Annotated in this window: 15 protein-coding genes; all 15 read left to right on the top strand. The window is 44.4% G+C overall.

The window, feature by feature from the left end; all coding sequences use genetic code 11:
• Position 1: 1 nt before the first annotated feature.
• The 15 genes from OCU56_RS09505 (at position 2) to glnB (ending at position 17,358) form a co-directional block, all read left to right on the top strand.
• The gene (locus OCU56_RS09505) at positions 2-847 is read left to right on the top strand and encodes a phosphatidate cytidylyltransferase (protein ID WP_261872996.1); all 846 of its coding nucleotides are present in this window, start codon (positions 2-4) and stop codon (positions 845-847) included.
• A 24-nt stretch (positions 848-871) separates the two neighbouring features.
• On the top strand, positions 872-2,068 hold the full coding sequence (gene ispC, locus OCU56_RS09500) for a 1-deoxy-D-xylulose-5-phosphate reductoisomerase (protein WP_261872995.1): 1,197 nt from the start codon (positions 872-874) through the stop codon (positions 2,066-2,068).
• Between the two features lie 11 nt (positions 2,069-2,079).
• On the top strand, positions 2,080-3,435 hold the full coding sequence (gene rseP, locus OCU56_RS09495) for a sigma E protease regulator RseP (RefSeq protein WP_261872994.1): 1,356 nt from the start codon (positions 2,080-2,082) through the stop codon (positions 3,433-3,435).
• Positions 3,436-3,480: 45 nt separating this feature from the next.
• Positions 3,481-5,919: an outer membrane protein assembly factor BamA gene (bamA, locus tag OCU56_RS09490; RefSeq protein WP_261872993.1), complete on the top strand. Its 2,439-nt coding sequence runs from the start codon at positions 3,481-3,483 to the stop codon at positions 5,917-5,919.
• A gap of 17 nt (positions 5,920-5,936) precedes the next feature.
• Positions 5,937-6,446, top strand: coding sequence for an OmpH family outer membrane protein (locus tag OCU56_RS09485; protein WP_261872992.1), 510 nt, complete (start codon positions 5,937-5,939; stop codon positions 6,444-6,446).
• A 6-nt stretch (positions 6,447-6,452) separates the two neighbouring features.
• Positions 6,453-7,472 carry a UDP-3-O-(3-hydroxymyristoyl)glucosamine N-acyltransferase gene (lpxD, locus tag OCU56_RS09480; RefSeq protein WP_261872991.1) on the top strand — a complete coding sequence of 340 codons (1,020 nt, stop codon included), beginning with the start codon at positions 6,453-6,455 and terminating at the stop codon, positions 7,470-7,472.
• A 107-nt stretch (positions 7,473-7,579) separates the two neighbouring features.
• Positions 7,580-8,011, top strand: a complete 432-nt coding sequence (gene fabZ, locus OCU56_RS09475) for a 3-hydroxyacyl-ACP dehydratase FabZ (RefSeq protein WP_261874801.1) — start codon at positions 7,580-7,582, stop codon at positions 8,009-8,011.
• A 1-nt stretch (position 8,012) separates the two neighbouring features.
• Positions 8,013-8,804, top strand: a complete 792-nt coding sequence (gene lpxA, locus OCU56_RS09470; RefSeq protein ID WP_261872990.1) for an acyl-ACP--UDP-N-acetylglucosamine O-acyltransferase — start codon at positions 8,013-8,015, stop codon at positions 8,802-8,804.
• Between the two features lie 73 nt (positions 8,805-8,877).
• A complete protein-coding gene (gene lpxB / locus OCU56_RS09465; protein ID WP_261872989.1) occupies positions 8,878-10,020 on the top strand; it encodes a lipid-A-disaccharide synthase in 1,143 nt (380 codons plus the stop codon).
• Position 10,021: 1 nt separating this feature from the next.
• Positions 10,022-10,642, top strand: a complete 621-nt coding sequence (rnhB, locus tag OCU56_RS09460) for a ribonuclease HII (protein WP_261872988.1) — start codon at positions 10,022-10,024, stop codon at positions 10,640-10,642.
• A gap of 18 nt (positions 10,643-10,660) precedes the next feature.
• The gene (dnaE, locus tag OCU56_RS09455; RefSeq protein WP_261872987.1) at positions 10,661-14,140 is read left to right on the top strand and encodes a DNA polymerase III subunit alpha; all 3,480 of its coding nucleotides are present in this window, start codon (positions 10,661-10,663) and stop codon (positions 14,138-14,140) included.
• A gap of 46 nt (positions 14,141-14,186) precedes the next feature.
• Positions 14,187-15,146, top strand: coding sequence for an acetyl-CoA carboxylase carboxyl transferase subunit alpha (gene accA / locus OCU56_RS09450; protein WP_261872986.1), 960 nt, complete (start codon positions 14,187-14,189; stop codon positions 15,144-15,146).
• Positions 15,147-15,271: 125 nt separating this feature from the next.
• A complete protein-coding gene (gene tilS, locus OCU56_RS09445) occupies positions 15,272-16,606 on the top strand; it encodes a tRNA lysidine(34) synthetase TilS (RefSeq protein WP_261872985.1) in 1,335 nt (444 codons plus the stop codon).
• A 1-nt stretch (position 16,607) separates the two neighbouring features.
• The gene (locus OCU56_RS09440; RefSeq protein WP_261872984.1) at positions 16,608-16,919 is read left to right on the top strand and encodes a c-type cytochrome; all 312 of its coding nucleotides are present in this window, start codon (positions 16,608-16,610) and stop codon (positions 16,917-16,919) included.
• A 100-nt stretch (positions 16,920-17,019) separates the two neighbouring features.
• A complete protein-coding gene (gene glnB / locus OCU56_RS09435; protein WP_261872983.1) occupies positions 17,020-17,358 on the top strand; it encodes a nitrogen regulatory protein P-II in 339 nt (112 codons plus the stop codon).
• The last annotated feature ends 16 nt before the right edge of the window (positions 17,359-17,374 follow it).

Raw genomic sequence — 17,374 nt, 5'->3', positions numbered from 1 at the left:
CTTGAAGCAGCGTATTATAACGGCTTTAATCCTCGGCCCTCTGGTTATATGGGGTGTATTCCAACTGCCATTTGTTGGCTTTATGCTAATGTTGGGTGCCATTACTTTAATTGGCTTGTGGGAATGGACACAGTTTATTGAATCCGGCCCTCGTGCAACAAAAATGATTTTGTTACTCACAGGCTTCCTCTGCACCTTCTCTTTCATACCGTCCAACACTATCTCAAATTTCGATATAACAGGCAGTTTATCCATAGTGATCGCTATTGGCGCATGTTGGTGGATCATTGCCAGTGCTTTAGCTATTACTTACCCTAAAAGCACTTCCTTATGGAAAGACTCCGATATATTGCGTTTTTTCTTTGGTTTACTGACCTTAGTACCGTTTTTCTGGAGTATCGTTGCACTTCGCGCAGTGCATGTCGACGTCGATAGCTATTATGGTGCTAAGCTTGTCATGTACGTATGTGCATTAGTCTGGGCGGCCGATAGCGGTGCTTACTTTGCAGGAAGACACTTTGGCAAGCATAAAATGGCGCCACACGTAAGCCCAAATAAAACCATTGAAGGCCTTATCGGCGGTATTATAGTGGCATTGCTTGTAGGGTGGGGCATGGCAACATGGTTTGAACTGCAATTTTCAACCCCTTGGTTGATGATACTACTGACACTGATCACCGTAATTATCTCTGTATTAGGTGATTTAGTAGAAAGTATGTTTAAGCGTGTCGCAGGTATCAAAGACAGCAGCAATATTATTCCTGGACACGGCGGCGTACTTGATCGCGTGGACAGCCTTACCGCAGCATTTCCGGTATTTACTATTCTTTATTTCATGTTGCAGTAAACGGCACTTGATTGGTCAATTAGCATGAAAAACATCACTATTTTAGGCGCTACAGGCTCTATTGGTAGCAGCACTTTAAGCGTTATCGCTCACAACCCACAACGGTATAATGTTTATGCTCTTGGGGCTGGGAGCAATCACACTAAAATGCTTGCTCTGTGCTTGCAGTGGCAACCGCAATATGCCGCTATGGCAAATAAAGCCGCCGCACAGACATTGCAACAAGCATTGCGCGCAGCCGGCTGCAAAACACAAGTATTAGCAGGGGAGGAGAGTCTTTGTCACATCGCCTCTTTACCTGAAGTGGATATGGTGATGGCGGCGATTGTCGGTGCCGCCGGCTTATTATCAACTATGGCCGCCGTTAAAGCAGGTAAACGTCTGTTGCTGGCCAATAAAGAAGCCTTGGTTATGTCTGGGCAACTGTTTGTGGATGCTGTTAAAAAATACAACGCACAATTAATGCCAGTAGATAGTGAACATAACGCTATTTTTCAGTGCCTTTCGCCCAATATTCAAACTAACTTGGGTCACTGTGATTTACAGGCGGCTGGCGTATCAAAAATTTTACTCACCGGTTCCGGTGGGCCATTTCGATACAGTGATATCGAATCCTTACACTCAGTGACTCCCGAGCAGGCTATTGCACATCCTAATTGGTCTATGGGACCTAAAATCTCTGTGGATTCAGCGAGTATGATGAACAAGGGCCTAGAGTATATTGAAGCTCGTTGGCTGTTTAATGCAAGCAAAGAGCAGTTGAAGGTTGTGATTCATCCACAGTCGGTAATTCATTCTATGGTGCAGTACCAAGATGGCTCAACGCTGGCTCAGTTAGGTGAACCGGATATGTGTACACCCATTTCTTTAACGTTAGCTTACCCAGAACGGGTACCGGCAGGGGTTAAAGCCCTTGATTTTACAGAGATAGGTGAGCTTAGCTTCATAAAACCTGACTTTGCTCGTTATCCGTGTTTGGAACTGGCGATCGATGCTTGCTATAGTGGACAACATGCAACAACGGCATTAAATGCAGCTAATGAAATTGCGGTAGATGCATTTTTGAACCGACGTATTGCATTTACTGATATTGCACGAGTAAATAGTCGTGTAATGGATAAGGTTTGTGCAACTGAACAAGCCAGTCAATTGGATAGCTTGGAAAGCTTGATAGAGCTAGATAGAATGGCGCGCTCTCTCGCTCGTGAGCAACTGAGTTAAGGAAGGATGACATGACTTCAGTTTTATGGAATTTTGCTTCATTTGTTATTGCTCTGGGCATATTAGTTGCAGTGCATGAATACGGCCACTTTTGGGTGGCACGCCGTTGTGGTGTAAAAGTCCATAAGTTCTCTATTGGCTTTGGTAAGTCCTTGTGGAAAAAAATAGGTAAAACAGGCACCGAGTACTCTATTTCAGTTATCCCTTTGGGTGGCTATGTAAAAATGCTCGATGGTCGTGTTGAAGATGTGGCTGAGCATGAAAAGCATCAAGCGTTTGATCACAAATCCCTATGGCAACGCAGCGCCATTGTTGCCGCAGGTCCGTTAGCTAACTTTTTGTTTGCGATTGTGGCGTATTGGCTGGTGTTTTTAATCGGCGTACCGGCGGTTAAGCCTGTTATTGGTGAAGTCACGCCCAATTCTTATGTCGCTCAAGCGGGATTTCAATCAGGAATGGAACTTAAGTCGATTGATGGCGTCCAAACTTCCGATTGGGAATCGGTGAATATGGGACTTATTGCCAGAATTGGCGATAAGCAAATGACAGTGACGGTGCAGTCACCGGACGATTTAGGCCAAGAGCGCACCTTGCTCGTGGATCTTGATGGCTGGAACTTTGATCCTGAAACTGAGTCAGCAATGACAACATTAGGATTTAGACCCTATTCGCCACAAATGCACTTAACCTTTGCTCATGTACAGGAAGATGGCGCAGCACACAAGGCAGGACTCAAGGTTGGAGATACCGTTTTATCAGTGAATGGTAACTCTGTGAGCAAGTGGCAAGACTTTGCTTCTATTATTCGCGATAATCCAGACCAGCCATTAGCTATCGAAATTGAGCGTGATGGGCAAACGATGCCGTTGACCTTAACTCCAGGAGTTAGGGATACCGCTCAAGGACCAACAGGATTTGTCGGTGTATCGCCTAAAGTGGATGCCTGGCCTGAAGAGTACAAGCTTGACTTAAGATTTGGTCCGTTAGAGTCCATTGGTCGAGCTGTTGAGAAAACCAAGCAGGTGACCTTTTTAACATTGAGTATGTTAAAGAAACTGGTTGTCGGCGATGTGGGGTTAAATAACCTCAGTGGTCCTATTTCCATTGCAAAGGGAGCGGGAGCTACAGCCAATTATGGGTTCGCTTATTTTCTTGGCTTCTTAGCCTTAATAAGTATTAATTTAGGAATTATCAATTTGATGCCACTGCCGATATTGGATGGCGGGCATCTGTTGTTTTTTGCGGTGGAAGGCGTGACTCGTCGCCCTGTCCCTGAAAAAATTCAAGAAATGGGATACCGCGTCGGTGGAGCAATCATATTTGCCCTGATGTCTATCGCAATTTTAAACGATTTTATGCGTCTGTAATTCTAAGGACTCACAGCGTATTTTTATAGGAAATTAGAAGTCGATATGTCGTTAAAACGTATCCTGCTGACCGCGTTACTACTAGGAAGTAGTGTTGCTCACGGTGCAGAAAATTTTGTTGTCAAAGATATAAAAATTGAAGGCCTTCAGCGTGTTGCACTAGGTGCAGCCTTACTTGAAATGCCCGTTCGTGTCGGCGATGATGTCGGCACTAAAGATGTCTCTGACATCATTAAATCTTTGTATAAATCTGGAAATTACGAAGACGTAAAAGTATTACGTGATGGTAATGTTTTATTGGTTCGCGTTAGAGAGCGCCCAACTATCGCTAGTGTCTCTTTCTCTGGTAACAAAGCCATTGAAGAAGACCAATTAAAACAAAACCTAGACTCTTCAGGTGTGCGTGTGGGTGAGGCTTTAGACCGTACTGCATTGAGCACCATAGAGAAGGGTCTTGAAGATTTTTATTACAGTGTAGGTAAGTACAACGCTTCAGTACAAGCGGTTGTTACTCCTCTTCCTCGTAACCGTGCCGATCTTAAATTTGTTTTCTCTGAAGGCGTGTCCGCTAAAATTCAGCAAATTAACTTTATTGGCAATACGGTATTTACCGATAGTGAACTGCTTTCTCGCTTTAAACTTAACGTTGATGTGCCATGGTGGAACTTCATGGCCGACGAAAAGTACCAAAAACAAGTACTGGCAGGTGACTTAGAAGCATTGAAATCATACTACCTTAATCAGGGGTATTTGAAGTTCAAAGTAGACTCTAGTCAAGTGGCTATCTCTCCGGATAAGAAGGGCGTGTATATTTCCCTGTTCTTAGATGAAGGGGAGCAGTACAAAGTTGAAAAAGTGGATGTACGCGGTGAGTTGATCGGTAAAGGCGATGAATTTAAAGCTATGAACCCATTTAAAGCTGGGGACGTGTATAACGGTGCCGCTGTAACCGGAATGGAAGAGTCCATTAAACGCGTACTTGGCGAGTCTGGGTACGCTTATCCTAATGTTCGTACCATTCCAGAGTTTGATGATGAGAACCATACGGTTTCTTTAGTGGTTAACGTTGAGGCGGGTAACCGCATCTATGTTCGTGATATTCGCTTTGTCGGCAATAACACCACCAAAGATGAAGTTTTGCGCCGTGAAATGCGCCAAATGGAAGGCAGTTGGTTAAACTCTAAAAACTTGGAAACGGGTAAAACACGTTTAAATCGCTTAGGTTTCTTTGAAACGGTTGACGTGCAAACAATGCGCGTACCGGGCACCAGCGATCAGGTGGATGTGGTTTACACAGTGAAAGAAGCCAACTCAGGTAGTGTCAACTTTGGTGTGGGCTATGGTACTGAATCAGGTATCAGCTTCCAGGTTGGCCTACAGCAAGATAACTTCTTAGGTACAGGTAATCGTGTTGGTATTAATGCCATGATGAACGATTATCAGAAAAACATCAGTTTAGAGTATCGAGATCCGTATTGGAACTTAGATGGTGTTAGCTTAGGCGGTAAAGTTTTTTACAATAAATTTGAAGCGTCAGAAGCCGGCATCGTCGATTATACCAATGAAAGTTATGGCGGGTCGTTAACTTGGGGTTTCCCGTTTGATGAATTGAACTTTTTTGAGGTGGGCTTTGGTTACACCCATAACAGCTTATCGAACTTAGACCCGTATGTGCAGATTGAAAAATTCCTGCAATCACAAGGCAGTAACTACAACGACTTAGAAAATACCTTAGATACGGATGATTTTGACGTTTCTCTGACTTGGACGCGTAATAATCTAAACCGAGGTGTGTTCCCGACATCCGGTAACCATCAACGCTTAACGGGTAAAGTAACCGTGCCGGGTTCGGATGCTCAGTACTATAAACTGCAGTATGATGCGAGACAGTACTTCCCTCTTAACCAAAAACAGACCTTTGCATTGTTGCTCCGTGGACGCTTAGGTTATGGTAATGGTTATGGACAAACGGGTGGCAATGACAACTTGTTCCCATTTTATGAGAATTTCTATGCGGGCGGTTTCACTACGTTACGTGGTTTTGGCTCTAACAGTGCGGGTCCAAAAGCCGTATACAACGATACATCAGGCTGTTCGGGTAACATAGGTAGCAATAACCCATGTTATTCAGCGACCAATGAATCCGCTGGTGGTAACGCCACTATGCTTGGTAGTATCGAGTTAATCGTACCAACCCCGTTTGCTGGCGATAGCTTGCGTAACCAAATTCGTACGAGTGTTTTCTTTGATATTGCCAGTGTATGGGATACTGAATTTAAAAATGTCGACGTAGATAAAAACTTACCGGGTTCTGAATACTATTACGATTACTCAGACCCATTTGCTTACCGTGCATCGGTAGGTGCTGCGTTACAATGGATGTCACCGATGGGACCATTAGTGTTCTCATTAGCGACACCGGTAGAAATTTATGAAGGTGATGATAAAGAAGTCTTCACCTTCACAATTGGTAGAACCTTCTAAACTTTGAGGAATATATTTTGAAAAAATTAATTAAAGCAGCTGGCCTAAGTCTTGTAGTGTTATCTACATCTTTGGTTGCTCATGCCGCAGAAGCTGCGCAGAAGGTTGCCTATGTAAATACAGCTCAAATCTTCCAAGCATTACCGCAACGTGAAGAAGTGCTTAAAAAACTGCAGAGCGAATTTAAAGATAAACAAGCTGAACTAAAAACCATTGAAACCAAAATCAAAACTAAGCATGAAAAAGCACGTCGTGACGCAGCTTTGCTCGGTGATGACGGTATTCGTAAACTGCAAATTGAAGTTGCAGGCCTAGAAGCTGAATACAAATTAAAAGGTCAAGCTTTAGAGCGTGACGGTAAACGTCGTGAAATGGAAGAGCAGCAAAAACTGTTCAAAGTTATCCAAAACGCGGTTGAAACTGTAGCAAAACGTGAAGGCGTAGACTTGGTTGTGGATGCACAAGCTCTGCAATATGCAAAACCTGATCTAGACCTATCACAAAAAGTTATCGACGAACTTAAGTAATTTATTATGACAATACTGACGCTAAAACAACTTGAACAAATCACGGGTGGCACCTTATATGGTGACCCTGATGCTACCGTATCTTCAGTAGCAGCAATGGATAAAGCACTAGAAGGGCAAATTACCTTCTTATCGAATCCTCGCTATAAGAAGCAATTGCCTGAGTGTAAGGCGTCAGTGGTTATGGTAAAAGAGAGTGAGCGAGAGCTTTGTACTGGAAATACACTTGTCGTGCCAGACCCTTATGTGGCTTACGCTAAGGTGGCTCAAGCTTTTAATACGCCAGAATTACCAGCACAAGGTATTTCTCCATCGGCATTTATTGCCACCGACGCCACTTTAGGGGCGAATGTCTCTGTAGGTCCTAATGCGACCATAGAATCCGGCGCAGTACTGGGTGATAATGTTAGCATTGGCGCGGGTGCTTATGTGGGTAAAAATGCCGTGGTAGGCGCAGGCACTCAACTGTGGGCCAATGCCACCTTGTATCATCATGTACAAGTGGGTGAACGATGCGTTTTCCATTCTAGCTCGGTAATAGGGGCGGATGGTTTTGGCTACGCTAATGAGCGTGGCGAATGGATTAAAATCCCACAAGTAGGGACGGTTCGTGTGGGCGATCGCGTTGAAATTGGTGCTAGCACTACGGTGGATCGCGGTGCCTTAGACGATACGGTTATTGAGAGCAATGTGATTTTAGATAATCAAATTCAAATTGGTCACAATGTTCATATTAGTTACGGCTCATGTATTGCTGGTGGTACGGTCGTGGGTGGCAGTACACACATAGGCAAATATTGTATTATTGGTGGCGGTGCGGCCATCTCAGGACATTTAGAAATTGCTGACGGAAGTATGATTTCCGGTCGTGCAATGATCCTTAAAAGCATCACTGAGAAAGGCGTCTACTCCTCAGGGATGCCAGCCATGCCAAATAGAGAGTGGCGTAAATCCGTTGCTCGTCTAAACAGACTTGAAGATATGCTCAATAGACTAAATGAACTCGAAAAGAAGCTCGGCTCTTAAAGAAAATATTAAGGCCTGCGATTTGCAGGTCTTTTTAGTCTATGATTGTTAAATAAATTAAAGCGTTACATTAAAGGAAACACACTTTGACTTCTGAAAAAAAGACCATGGATATTATGGAGATTCAATCTCTTCTTCCACATCGTTACCCGTTTTTACTGCTAGATCGTGTAACTGATTACGAAGAAGGCAAATATTTAGTTGGTTTGAAAAACGTAACCTTTAATGAGCCTCAGTTCACGGGTCACTTTCCACAATTACCTGTATTCCCTGGGGTGTTGATTCTTGAATCTATGGCTCAAGCAACAGGCTTGCTAGCGTTTAAAACGTTTGGTGCGCCAAAAGAAAATGAATTGTATTACTTTGCTAGTGTAGATAAAGCGAAGTTTCGTAAACCGGTTACTCCGGGTGATCAAATGGTTATCGAAGTAGAACTATTGAAAAACCGCCGTGGCATTGCCATGTTTAATGGCGTTGCCAAAGTTGATGGTGAAGTTGTGTGTTCTGCTGAACTGAAATGTGCTCGTCGAGAATTTTAATATGATTGATCCTACTGCAAAAATTCATCCTACTGCAGTTATTGAAGGTAATGTAAAAATTGGTGCCAACACAACGGTGGGACCGTTTACATACATCAGTGGCGATGTGGAAATTGGTGAAGACAATGAGATTATGTCTCATGTCGTGATTAAAGGCTTAACTAAAATTGGCAATGGAAACCGCGTGTTTTCTTTTGCCATTTTAGGCGAAGAAAACCAAGATAAAAAATACCATGGTGAGGCTACTCAACTGGTTGTGGGTGATCGCAATGTCATCCGTGAGAGTGTACAGATGCACCGTGGTACCATTCAGGACAAAGGCATTACTCAAGTGGGTAGTGATAACCTATTTTGTGTGAATGCACATATTGCTCACGATTGCGTCATTGGCGATAACGTTATTTTAGGTAATAACGCCACTTTAGCCGGACACGTAAAAGTGCAAGATTTTGTTATCTTAACCGCTTTAGTGCCTGTTCATCAGTTCTGTACTCTAGGTGCTCACGCCTTTATTGGTGGTGGCTCAACCGTAGCTCAAGACATCCCTCCATTTGTTATGGCGCAAGGTAACCACTGCAGTCCTATCGGCATTAACTCTGAAGGTATGAAGCGTCGTGGCTTTGAAAAACAAGACATTCTTGCTGTTCGTCGTGCTTTCAAAACCTTGTATCGCTCAGGTTTAACACTAGACGAGGCTAAAGAAGAGATGAAAGCGTCTGCTGAAGAATACCCAGCGGTTAAGCAGTTCTTGGATTACCTAAATAATAATGTTACTCGTGGCATTATTCGCTAGTACAGGCTGTTAGTTTTTCTTTTAAAGATCGCTGTAAAGGGCGATCTTTTTGTTTGTGTATGGAGTGCATTTTATGAGTCGACCATTGCGTATTGGTGTTGTTGTCGGAGAGTTGTCTGGAGACACATTAGGTGAAGGTCTAATCAAGGGAATCCAACAGCGTTACCCCGATGCTGAATTTGTGGGTATTGCTGGACCTAAAATGCAGGCCTTAGGCTGTCGTTCGTTATTTGATATGGAAGAGCTATCGGTAATGGGCCTAGTGGAAGTCTTAGGTCGTTTACGTCGAATCTTACACATTAAAAAAGAGGTAGCTACATTCTTTAAGCTGTGGCAACCGGATGTGTTTATCGGTATCGATGCGCCAGACTTTAACCTACGCCTTGAGTTAGAGTTGAAAAACGCAGGACTTAAAACTGTTCATTATGTCAGCCCGTCTGTATGGGCTTGGCGTCCTAAGCGTATTTTCAAAATAGATGCGGCTACCGATTTAGTGTTGGCCTTCTTACCGTTTGAAAAAGCCTTTTATGATAAATACAATGTTGCTTGTGAATTTATCGGCCACACTTTAGCGGACGCGATACCTCTGCATTCTAGCAAGAGTGAAGCAAGAGAAAGGTTTGCTTTACAACAAGACAAACGCTGGATAGCGGTTTTGCCGGGCAGTCGCCGTGGTGAAATCAAATTGATGGCGGAAGACTTTATTCTAGGCTGTAAGTTATTACAGCAAAAGTACCCAGATATTGGTTTTATCGTATCAGCGGTCAACCCTGCAAGACGCGCCCAATTTGAACAAATTTGGCAACACAGCGCCCCTGAACTCGATTTTCAAATCATAGAAGAAAACTCTGCACGTAATATTATGGCAGCCGCTGACTATGTGCTATTGGCGTGTGGCACAGCCGTATTAGAAGGCATGTTAGTTAACCGTCCTATGGTTACCGCCTATAAAGTGAATAAAATCTCTGGTTTTATCGCTAAGCGAATGATGCTTAATAAATATTACAGTCTGCCTAATCTTCTAGCAGATGAAGAACTTATCACCGAATTGATCATGGAAGAGTGTAATCCGCAGCAGATATTTGAATCCATGCAGAACCTTATTGATGGAGATACCTCCTATATGACCAATAAGTTTACTGAAATGCATGCATGGATTAAACGCGATGCGGACACTCAGGCCGCCAATGCGGTACTGCAATTAATAGGCAAGTAAAATGGTAAAAGCAAAGATTGAATACCCGCCCTTTGAATACCCGCAAGGCTATCGCTTATTTGCCGGAGTAGACGAAGTGGGACGTGGCCCATTGGTGGGAGATGTGGTGACAGCGGCTGTGATTCTGGATCCTAATAATCCTATTCAAGGGTTAACGGACTCTAAAGCACTGTCAGAAAAAAAACGTTTAGCACTTTTCCCTGAAATTAAGGAAAAAGCATTAGCATGGTCGGTAGGGCGCTGTTCGCCCGATGAGATTGATGAACTCAACATTTTACACGCGACTATGCTAGCAATGACAAGAGCCATCGAAGGTTTGCGCATCCAGCCAGATTTTGCTTTGATTGATGGTAATCGAGTGCCGACGATTAGCATGCCGGGTTTAGCTGTTGTGAAAGGGGATTTAAGAGTGGCCGAAATTAGCGCCGCCTCGATTATTGCTAAAGTTGTGCGTGATGAAGAGATGGTTGAGCTTGATAAAATGCACCCGCAATTTGGTTTTGCCAAACATAAAGGTTACCCAACTAAAGCGCACTTTGCCGCTATTGAAGAGCACGGCGTGATTGCCGAACACAGAAAAAGTTTTAAGCCAGTTAAACGAGCGTTAGGTCTTATTGACTAGCCAGATAATAGAGTAATTATGACAGAGCCTAAGTTTATACATTTACGCGTTCACAGTGACTATTCCATGGTGGACGGTTTATCTAAGGTGCCACCTTTAGTTAAAAAAGTGGCACAGCTTGGCATGCCAGCGGTCGCCCTTACTGATTTCACCAACTTATGCGGCTTGGTTAAATTTTATAATAATGCTCATAACTCTGGGGTTAAGCCTATTATCGGTGCTGATTTTACTATGCAGTCTGCGGAGTTTGCCGATGAGCTCACTCGCATTACTGTTTTAGCAGCCAATAATCAGGGCTACAAGAACCTAACCCTACTGATTTCAAAAGCCTACCTTAGAGGCCATGTTCAACATCAACCTGTTATCGATAAAGAATGGCTCATTGAGCTCAGCGAAGGTTTGATTGTACTTTCCGGAGGGAAAAGTGGTGAAGTAGGTAAGGCGCTATTAAAGGGGAATCACGATCTAGCCCAGCAGTGCGTATCGTTTTACCAACAGCATTTTGCTGACCGTTTTTATCTTGAACTGACTCGCACTGGCCGTGTGGATGAAGAAAGCTACCTGCACTTTGCGTTAGAGTGTGCGCAGCAATACGACTTGCCAGTGGTAGCCACCAATGAAGTGGTTTTTGTTAATCAAGACCAGTTTGACGCCCACGAAATACGCGTGGCCATCCATGATGGTTTTACCCTTGAAGATCCTCGTCGCCCTAAGAATTACAGTGCTCAGCAGTACTTGCGTACTGAAGAGGAGATGTGCGAGCTGTTCTCTGATATTCCAGAGGCACTACAAAATAGCGTTGAGATTGCCAAACGTTGTAACGTGACAGTGCGTTTAGGGGAATATTTCCTACCGAATTTCCCAACAGGGGATATGTCCATTGATGAATTTTTGGTACATAAATCCGAAGAGGGTCTGGAAGAGCGCCTTGAGTTTCTATTTCCCGATCCGGTGGTCCGTGAACAAAAACGCCCTGAATATGACGAACGCTTACAGATAGAATTGAAAGTGGTAAACCAAATGGGGTTCCCTGGTTACTTCTTGATTGTAATGGAATTTATCCAATGGTCTAAAGATAATGACATTCCAGTAGGGCCGGGTCGTGGTTCAGGTGCGGGCTCATTAGTCGCTTACGCATTAAAAATCACCGATCTTGATCCTTTAGAATACGATTTACTGTTTGAGCGATTCTTGAACCCAGAACGTGTCTCTATGCCCGATTTTGATATCGACTTTTGCATGGATAAACGGGATCAAGTAATTGATCATGTGGCCGAATTGTATGGCCGTGATGCGGTATCGCAGATCATTACCTTTGGTACTATGGCGGCTAAAGCGGTCATTCGAGATGTGGGGCGGGTACTTGGTCATCCATACGGCTTTGTTGATCGCATTTCTAAGTTGGTGCCACCCGATCCGGGTATGACCTTAAGCAAAGCCTTTGATGCTGAGCCGCAATTGGGTGAGTTATACAGTGCCGATGACGAAGTGAAAGATCTCATCGACATGTGCCGCATTCTTGAAGGTTGTACTCGTAATGCGGGTAAGCACGCCGGTGGTGTTGTTATTTCCCCCACCACGATTACTGACTTTGCCCCTATTTATGCGGATGCGGAAGGGCACTTCCCTGTAACGCAATTTGACAAGAATGATGTAGAAACCGCAGGCTTAGTTAAATTTGACTTCTTAGGGCTACGTACCTTAACCATTATTGACTGGGCGCTGGGCTTAATTAACCCGCGTTTAGAAAAAAACGGTGAGGCACCAGTACGAATCGAGTCGATCCCCTTAAAGGATGACGCCTCATTTAGAGTGCTACAAAACTCAGAAACGACGGCGGTATTCCAGCTCGAATCTCGCGGCATGAAAGACTTGATTAAGCGTCTGCAACCCGATTGCTTCGAAGATATCATCGCTTTGGTTGCTCTGTTTCGCCCCGGCCCCTTGCAGTCGGGGATGGTAGATAACTTTATTGACCGTAAACATGGCCGAGAAGCCATCTCCTATCCAGACGAAACTTGGCAACACGAGTCACTTAAAGAAACGCTCGATCCTACCTACGGCATCATTCTTTACCAAGAACAGGTAATGCAAATTGCCCAGATTTTGGCAGGTTATACCTTAGGCGGCGCGGATATGCTGCGTCGTGCCATGGGTAAGAAAAAACCGGAAGAGATGGAGAAACAGCGCTCTATCTTTAAAGAAGGGGCGGAAAACAACGGTGTGGATGGCGAGTTGTCGATGAAAATCTTCGACTTGGTAGAAAAATTTGCCGGTTACGGTTTTAACAAATCGCACTCAGCGGCCTACGCCTTAGTTTCTTATCAAACCTTATGGCTTAAAACCCATTACCCTGCAGAGTTTATGGCAGCCGTAATGACCGCCGATATGGATAACACTGAGAAGGTGGTTGGCCTAGTTGACGAGTGTATCCGTATGGGGCTAAAACTGTTACCACCGGATGTAAACTCAGGTTTGTATCGCTTTAATGTTGATGATACTGGCGCGATTGTTTATGGCATTGGTGCCATCAAGGGGGTGGGTGAAGGCCCTATTGAAAGTATTATTGAAGCGCGTACTAAAGAGGGGCACTTTAAAGATCTCTTTGACTTTTGTGCGCGAATTGATCTTAAAAAATGCAACAAGCGCGTGATTGAAAAGCTCATTCAGGCGGGAGCGCTAGATCGCCTTGGTCCGCACCGAGCCGCTATGATGGCTTCGGTGGATGCTGCGGTTAAGGCCGCCGGTCAATATCACCAAGCGGAAGCCTTTGGTCAGTCAGACATGTTTGGGGTACTGACCGATACCCATTCTGATGTTGAGCAGGCTTATGCTCAAGTGCCTACATGGCCAGAGAAAGTCTGGTTGGAAGGGGAGCGAGAAACGTTAGGTTTATACCTTACCGGTCACCCTATCAATCTCTATCTGCGTGAATTGGCAAAATACACCAGTTGTCGTTTGAATAACGCGACGCCAACACGACGAGATCAATCCGTTACGCTGGCGGGGTTGGTTATAGCGGCAAAAGTCATGACCACAAAGCGTGGCACACGCATTGGTATTTTGACTTTAGATGATCGTTCTGGTCGTATGGAAGTGATGCTATTCTCTGATATGTTAGAAAAGTATGCAGAACTGGTAGAAAAAGATAGAATTGTCGTTGTTTCCGGACAGGTCAGCTTTGATGATTTCAATGGTGGCCTTAAAATGACGGCGCGCGAGGTAATGGATCTTGGCCATGCTCGCGAGAAATACGCTTCAGGACTCAGTATTTCGATATTAGAGTCACAAATCGATGCGCAGTTCTTTGAACGTTTTAGTCAAATATTAGAACCGCATCGCGCTGGTACCATTCCAGTCAACATTTATTATCAACGTAGCGACGCCAGAGCCAAACTTTCTTTGGGTGTGGAATGGCGAGTAACGCCAAGTGATACGTTGATTGACAATTTAAAGCAGTTGCTTGGTAACGACCAGGTGGAACTCGAATTTAACTGATGGCAGAACACCCTGTCTTCAGCTCAAAAGAATGAAGGAATGCTAGATGAGTTTGAACTTTCTAGAGTTTGAAAAGCCAATTGCAGAGCTTGAAGCTAAAATTGAAGCCCTGCGTGACGTGAGCCTACATGGTGGAGGAGATGGCGTTGATCTGAAAAAAGAGATCGCCTCTCTTGAAAAGAAGAGTATCGAGCTAAAAAAGAAAATCTTTGGTGATCTTGGTGCTTGGCAGGTCGCTCAGCTCGCTCGTCACCCACAGCGTCCATATACTTATGACTACATTGAAAATGTCTTCACAGAATTTGACGAGTTATGCGGTGATCGCGCCTTTGCCGATGACAAAGCGATTGTTGGCGGTACGGCACGTTTAGATGGTCGCCCTGTAATGGTGATTGGTCATCAAAAAGGTCGTGAAACAAAAGAGAAAGTTCTGCGTAACTTTGGTATGCCAAAGCCAGAAGGCTATCGTAAAGCCCTTCGCCTAATGGAAATGGCCGAGCGTTTTAACATGCCAATCATCACCTTTATTGATACCGCTGGTGCGTACCCAGGTGTAGGAGCAGAAGAGCGCGGTCAATCAGAGGCGATAGCGACTAACCTTAAAGCCATGGCGGGTTTAACGGTTCCTGTTATTTGTAACGTGGTTGGCGAAGGCGGCTCTGGTGGCGCACTGGCTATTGGTGTAGGTGATTACGTCAATATGCTTGAATACTCTACTTATTCTGTTATCTCACCAGAAGGTTGTGCGTCAATTTTATGGCGTGATTCAGATAAAGCGCCACAAGCTGCGGAAGCGATGGGCCTAGTCGCGCCACGCTTAAAAGAGCTGGGTTTGATAGATGAAATCGTTTCAGAGCCTCTTGGTGGCGCACATAGTGACCCTGTAAAAACAGCCGAAAACATGAAAGCCACTCTAATCGCGCAACTTAAAACCTTAGAAGGTAAGAGCTGCGATGAGCTATTAGAGCGTCGTTACCAACGCCTTATGAGCTACGGTTATTGCTAACGGTTAATAGCCCCTTGCTAGGCAACAGATAAATGATAAAAGGCGGGCTTAGGCTCGCCTTTTTTGATGGTACCAATCACAGTGATTAAACCGTTATTGGTATAAATAGTATGCAGAGGAATACAATGAATCCTGTCATTGATACTTTTACACAAGAGGTTAATGCCCACTTAAATAGTGATGCAAAGTTAGTGGTTGCGCTAAGTGGCGGTTTAGACTCACGGGTGATGTTGCATTGCTTAGGGCGCTTTAAGGTGCAAAACCCGCAAATTGACGTACGTGCTGTGCATGTCCATCACGGCTTAAGTGAACATGCCCAGCAATGGGCAGAGCGTTGCCAATATTGGTGTGAGCTGACAGATATTCCATTTTTTGTAGAATACGCCAGCTTAGATTTAACCAGTAAACAAAGCCTTGAAGCGCAAGCAAGAGAGGCGCGCTATCAATTGCTTGCTAAGCATGTAAGCAAAAATGATCTACTACTCACCGCGCAACATGCTGACGATCAATTAGAAACCTTATTACTAGCATTAAAACGAGGCAGTGGACCCAAAGGGTTGGCCGCTATGGGGGCGTGTTCGGCCTTTTTTGATGGCTGGCTAGTACGCCCATTTTTATCTTTACGCCGTCAGCAATTAGGGGACTATGCCCAGCAATATGAACTGCAGTGGGTGGAAGATGAAAGCAACCAAGACACGCAGTTTGATAGAAACTTTTTACGACATGATGTGATACCTGTCTTGTCGGCGCGCTGGCCTGAAATACAGCGCAATGCACTGCGCAGTGCACAGCTCTGTTTTGAACAAGAGCAGTTATTAGATGAGCTGCTCGAACCGCATTATCAGCAGGCATTAAATGCCGATAACAGTTTATGCGCACAAAAACTGTGTGAGGTGTCTGCTGCCATTCGTCATCGATTACTCAGACGTTGGTTTGCCAGCAGTGGTTATTCCATGCCCAGTCAGAAACAGCTTAAGTTGGTGTATCAAGAAGTGCTTAAAGCGGGACAGGATGCAAACCCTAAGTTGATCATTGGCAAGGTGAGCGTGCGTCGCTACCAGCAGCGAATTTATTTGGTGGAGCCACAACAGTTACCCCTTAATTGGCAAACCTCATTGCGCTTAGGTGAAAAGAGCGAACTGCCTGCTCTTTTGGGGAGTGTGACGTTAGGGGAGGGACTGGTTGATGGCATGCCTATTCGAGCCCCAGAAGGGGATGAAAGAGTTTGGGTTCATTGCAACCCTAGTGGTTTAACGGCACATCCTGAAGGACGTTCAGGAAGCCGAAAACTAAAAAAACTGTTTCAGGAGTATCATATTCCGCCATGGAAACGCTCATTGATACCCATTTTGATGTATAACGAGAAGGTCGTTGCCGTGGGCGATGTGTTTGTTTGCCAGAATTATGTAGGGACAAACACTCGCTTCTATTGGGAAAAAAGATCATCAACAAGGAATTAAAATGAAAAAATCTCTCGTTGTATCCTCTCTTTTGGCGTCGCTAGTGAGCGTCACCGCTACCGCTGCAGATATTGAAGCGGGTAAGGCTAAGGCCGGGATTTGTGCCGCTTGTCATGGTGTTGATGGCCGTTCAAATATTGATGGCTATCCTCATCTTAATGGGCAAAATGCGAAATACATTGTCAGTTCATTGAAGGCTTATAAAGCGAAACAGAGAAATGGAGCGTTTGCGGCCGTGATGCAAGCGCAGGCATCGCTGTTAAATGATCAGGATATGGAAAACCTAGCGGCATATTATGCCTCTATGAAATAACGATAGAATTGTTGTTAGCAAGCAATTCGTCTGTGGTAATTTAGTGAAAATCGTTGATAATACTCACACTTATTAAGGTTTGAGTAATTAGGGGACAGTAATGAAAAAGATTGAAGCAATCATTAAACCTTTTAAACTTGATGATGTGCGAGAGGCTTTGGCCGAAGTAGGAATTACCGGGATGACGGTATCTGAAGTGAAAGGCTTTGGACGTCAAAAAGGCCACACTGAGCTTTACCGTGGTGCTGAATATATGGTTGATTTCCTGCCAAAAGTTAAGTTAGAAATCGTCGTATCTGATGATGTTGCTGCACAATGTATCGATAGTATTGTTGAAACAGCGCAAACCGGTAAGATCGGCGATGGTAAGATATTTGTCTCGACGGTAGAGCGTGTTATTCGTATCCGTACCGGTGAAGAAGACGAAGACGCCATTTAGTGCCTGTTGCTTGGTC

Origin of the sequence: Vibrio rarus (assembly GCF_024347075.1) — a bacterium.
GTDB lineage: Bacteria > Pseudomonadota > Gammaproteobacteria > Enterobacterales > Vibrionaceae > Vibrio > Vibrio rarus.
This window is presented reverse-complemented; position numbering and strand designations above follow the sequence as displayed.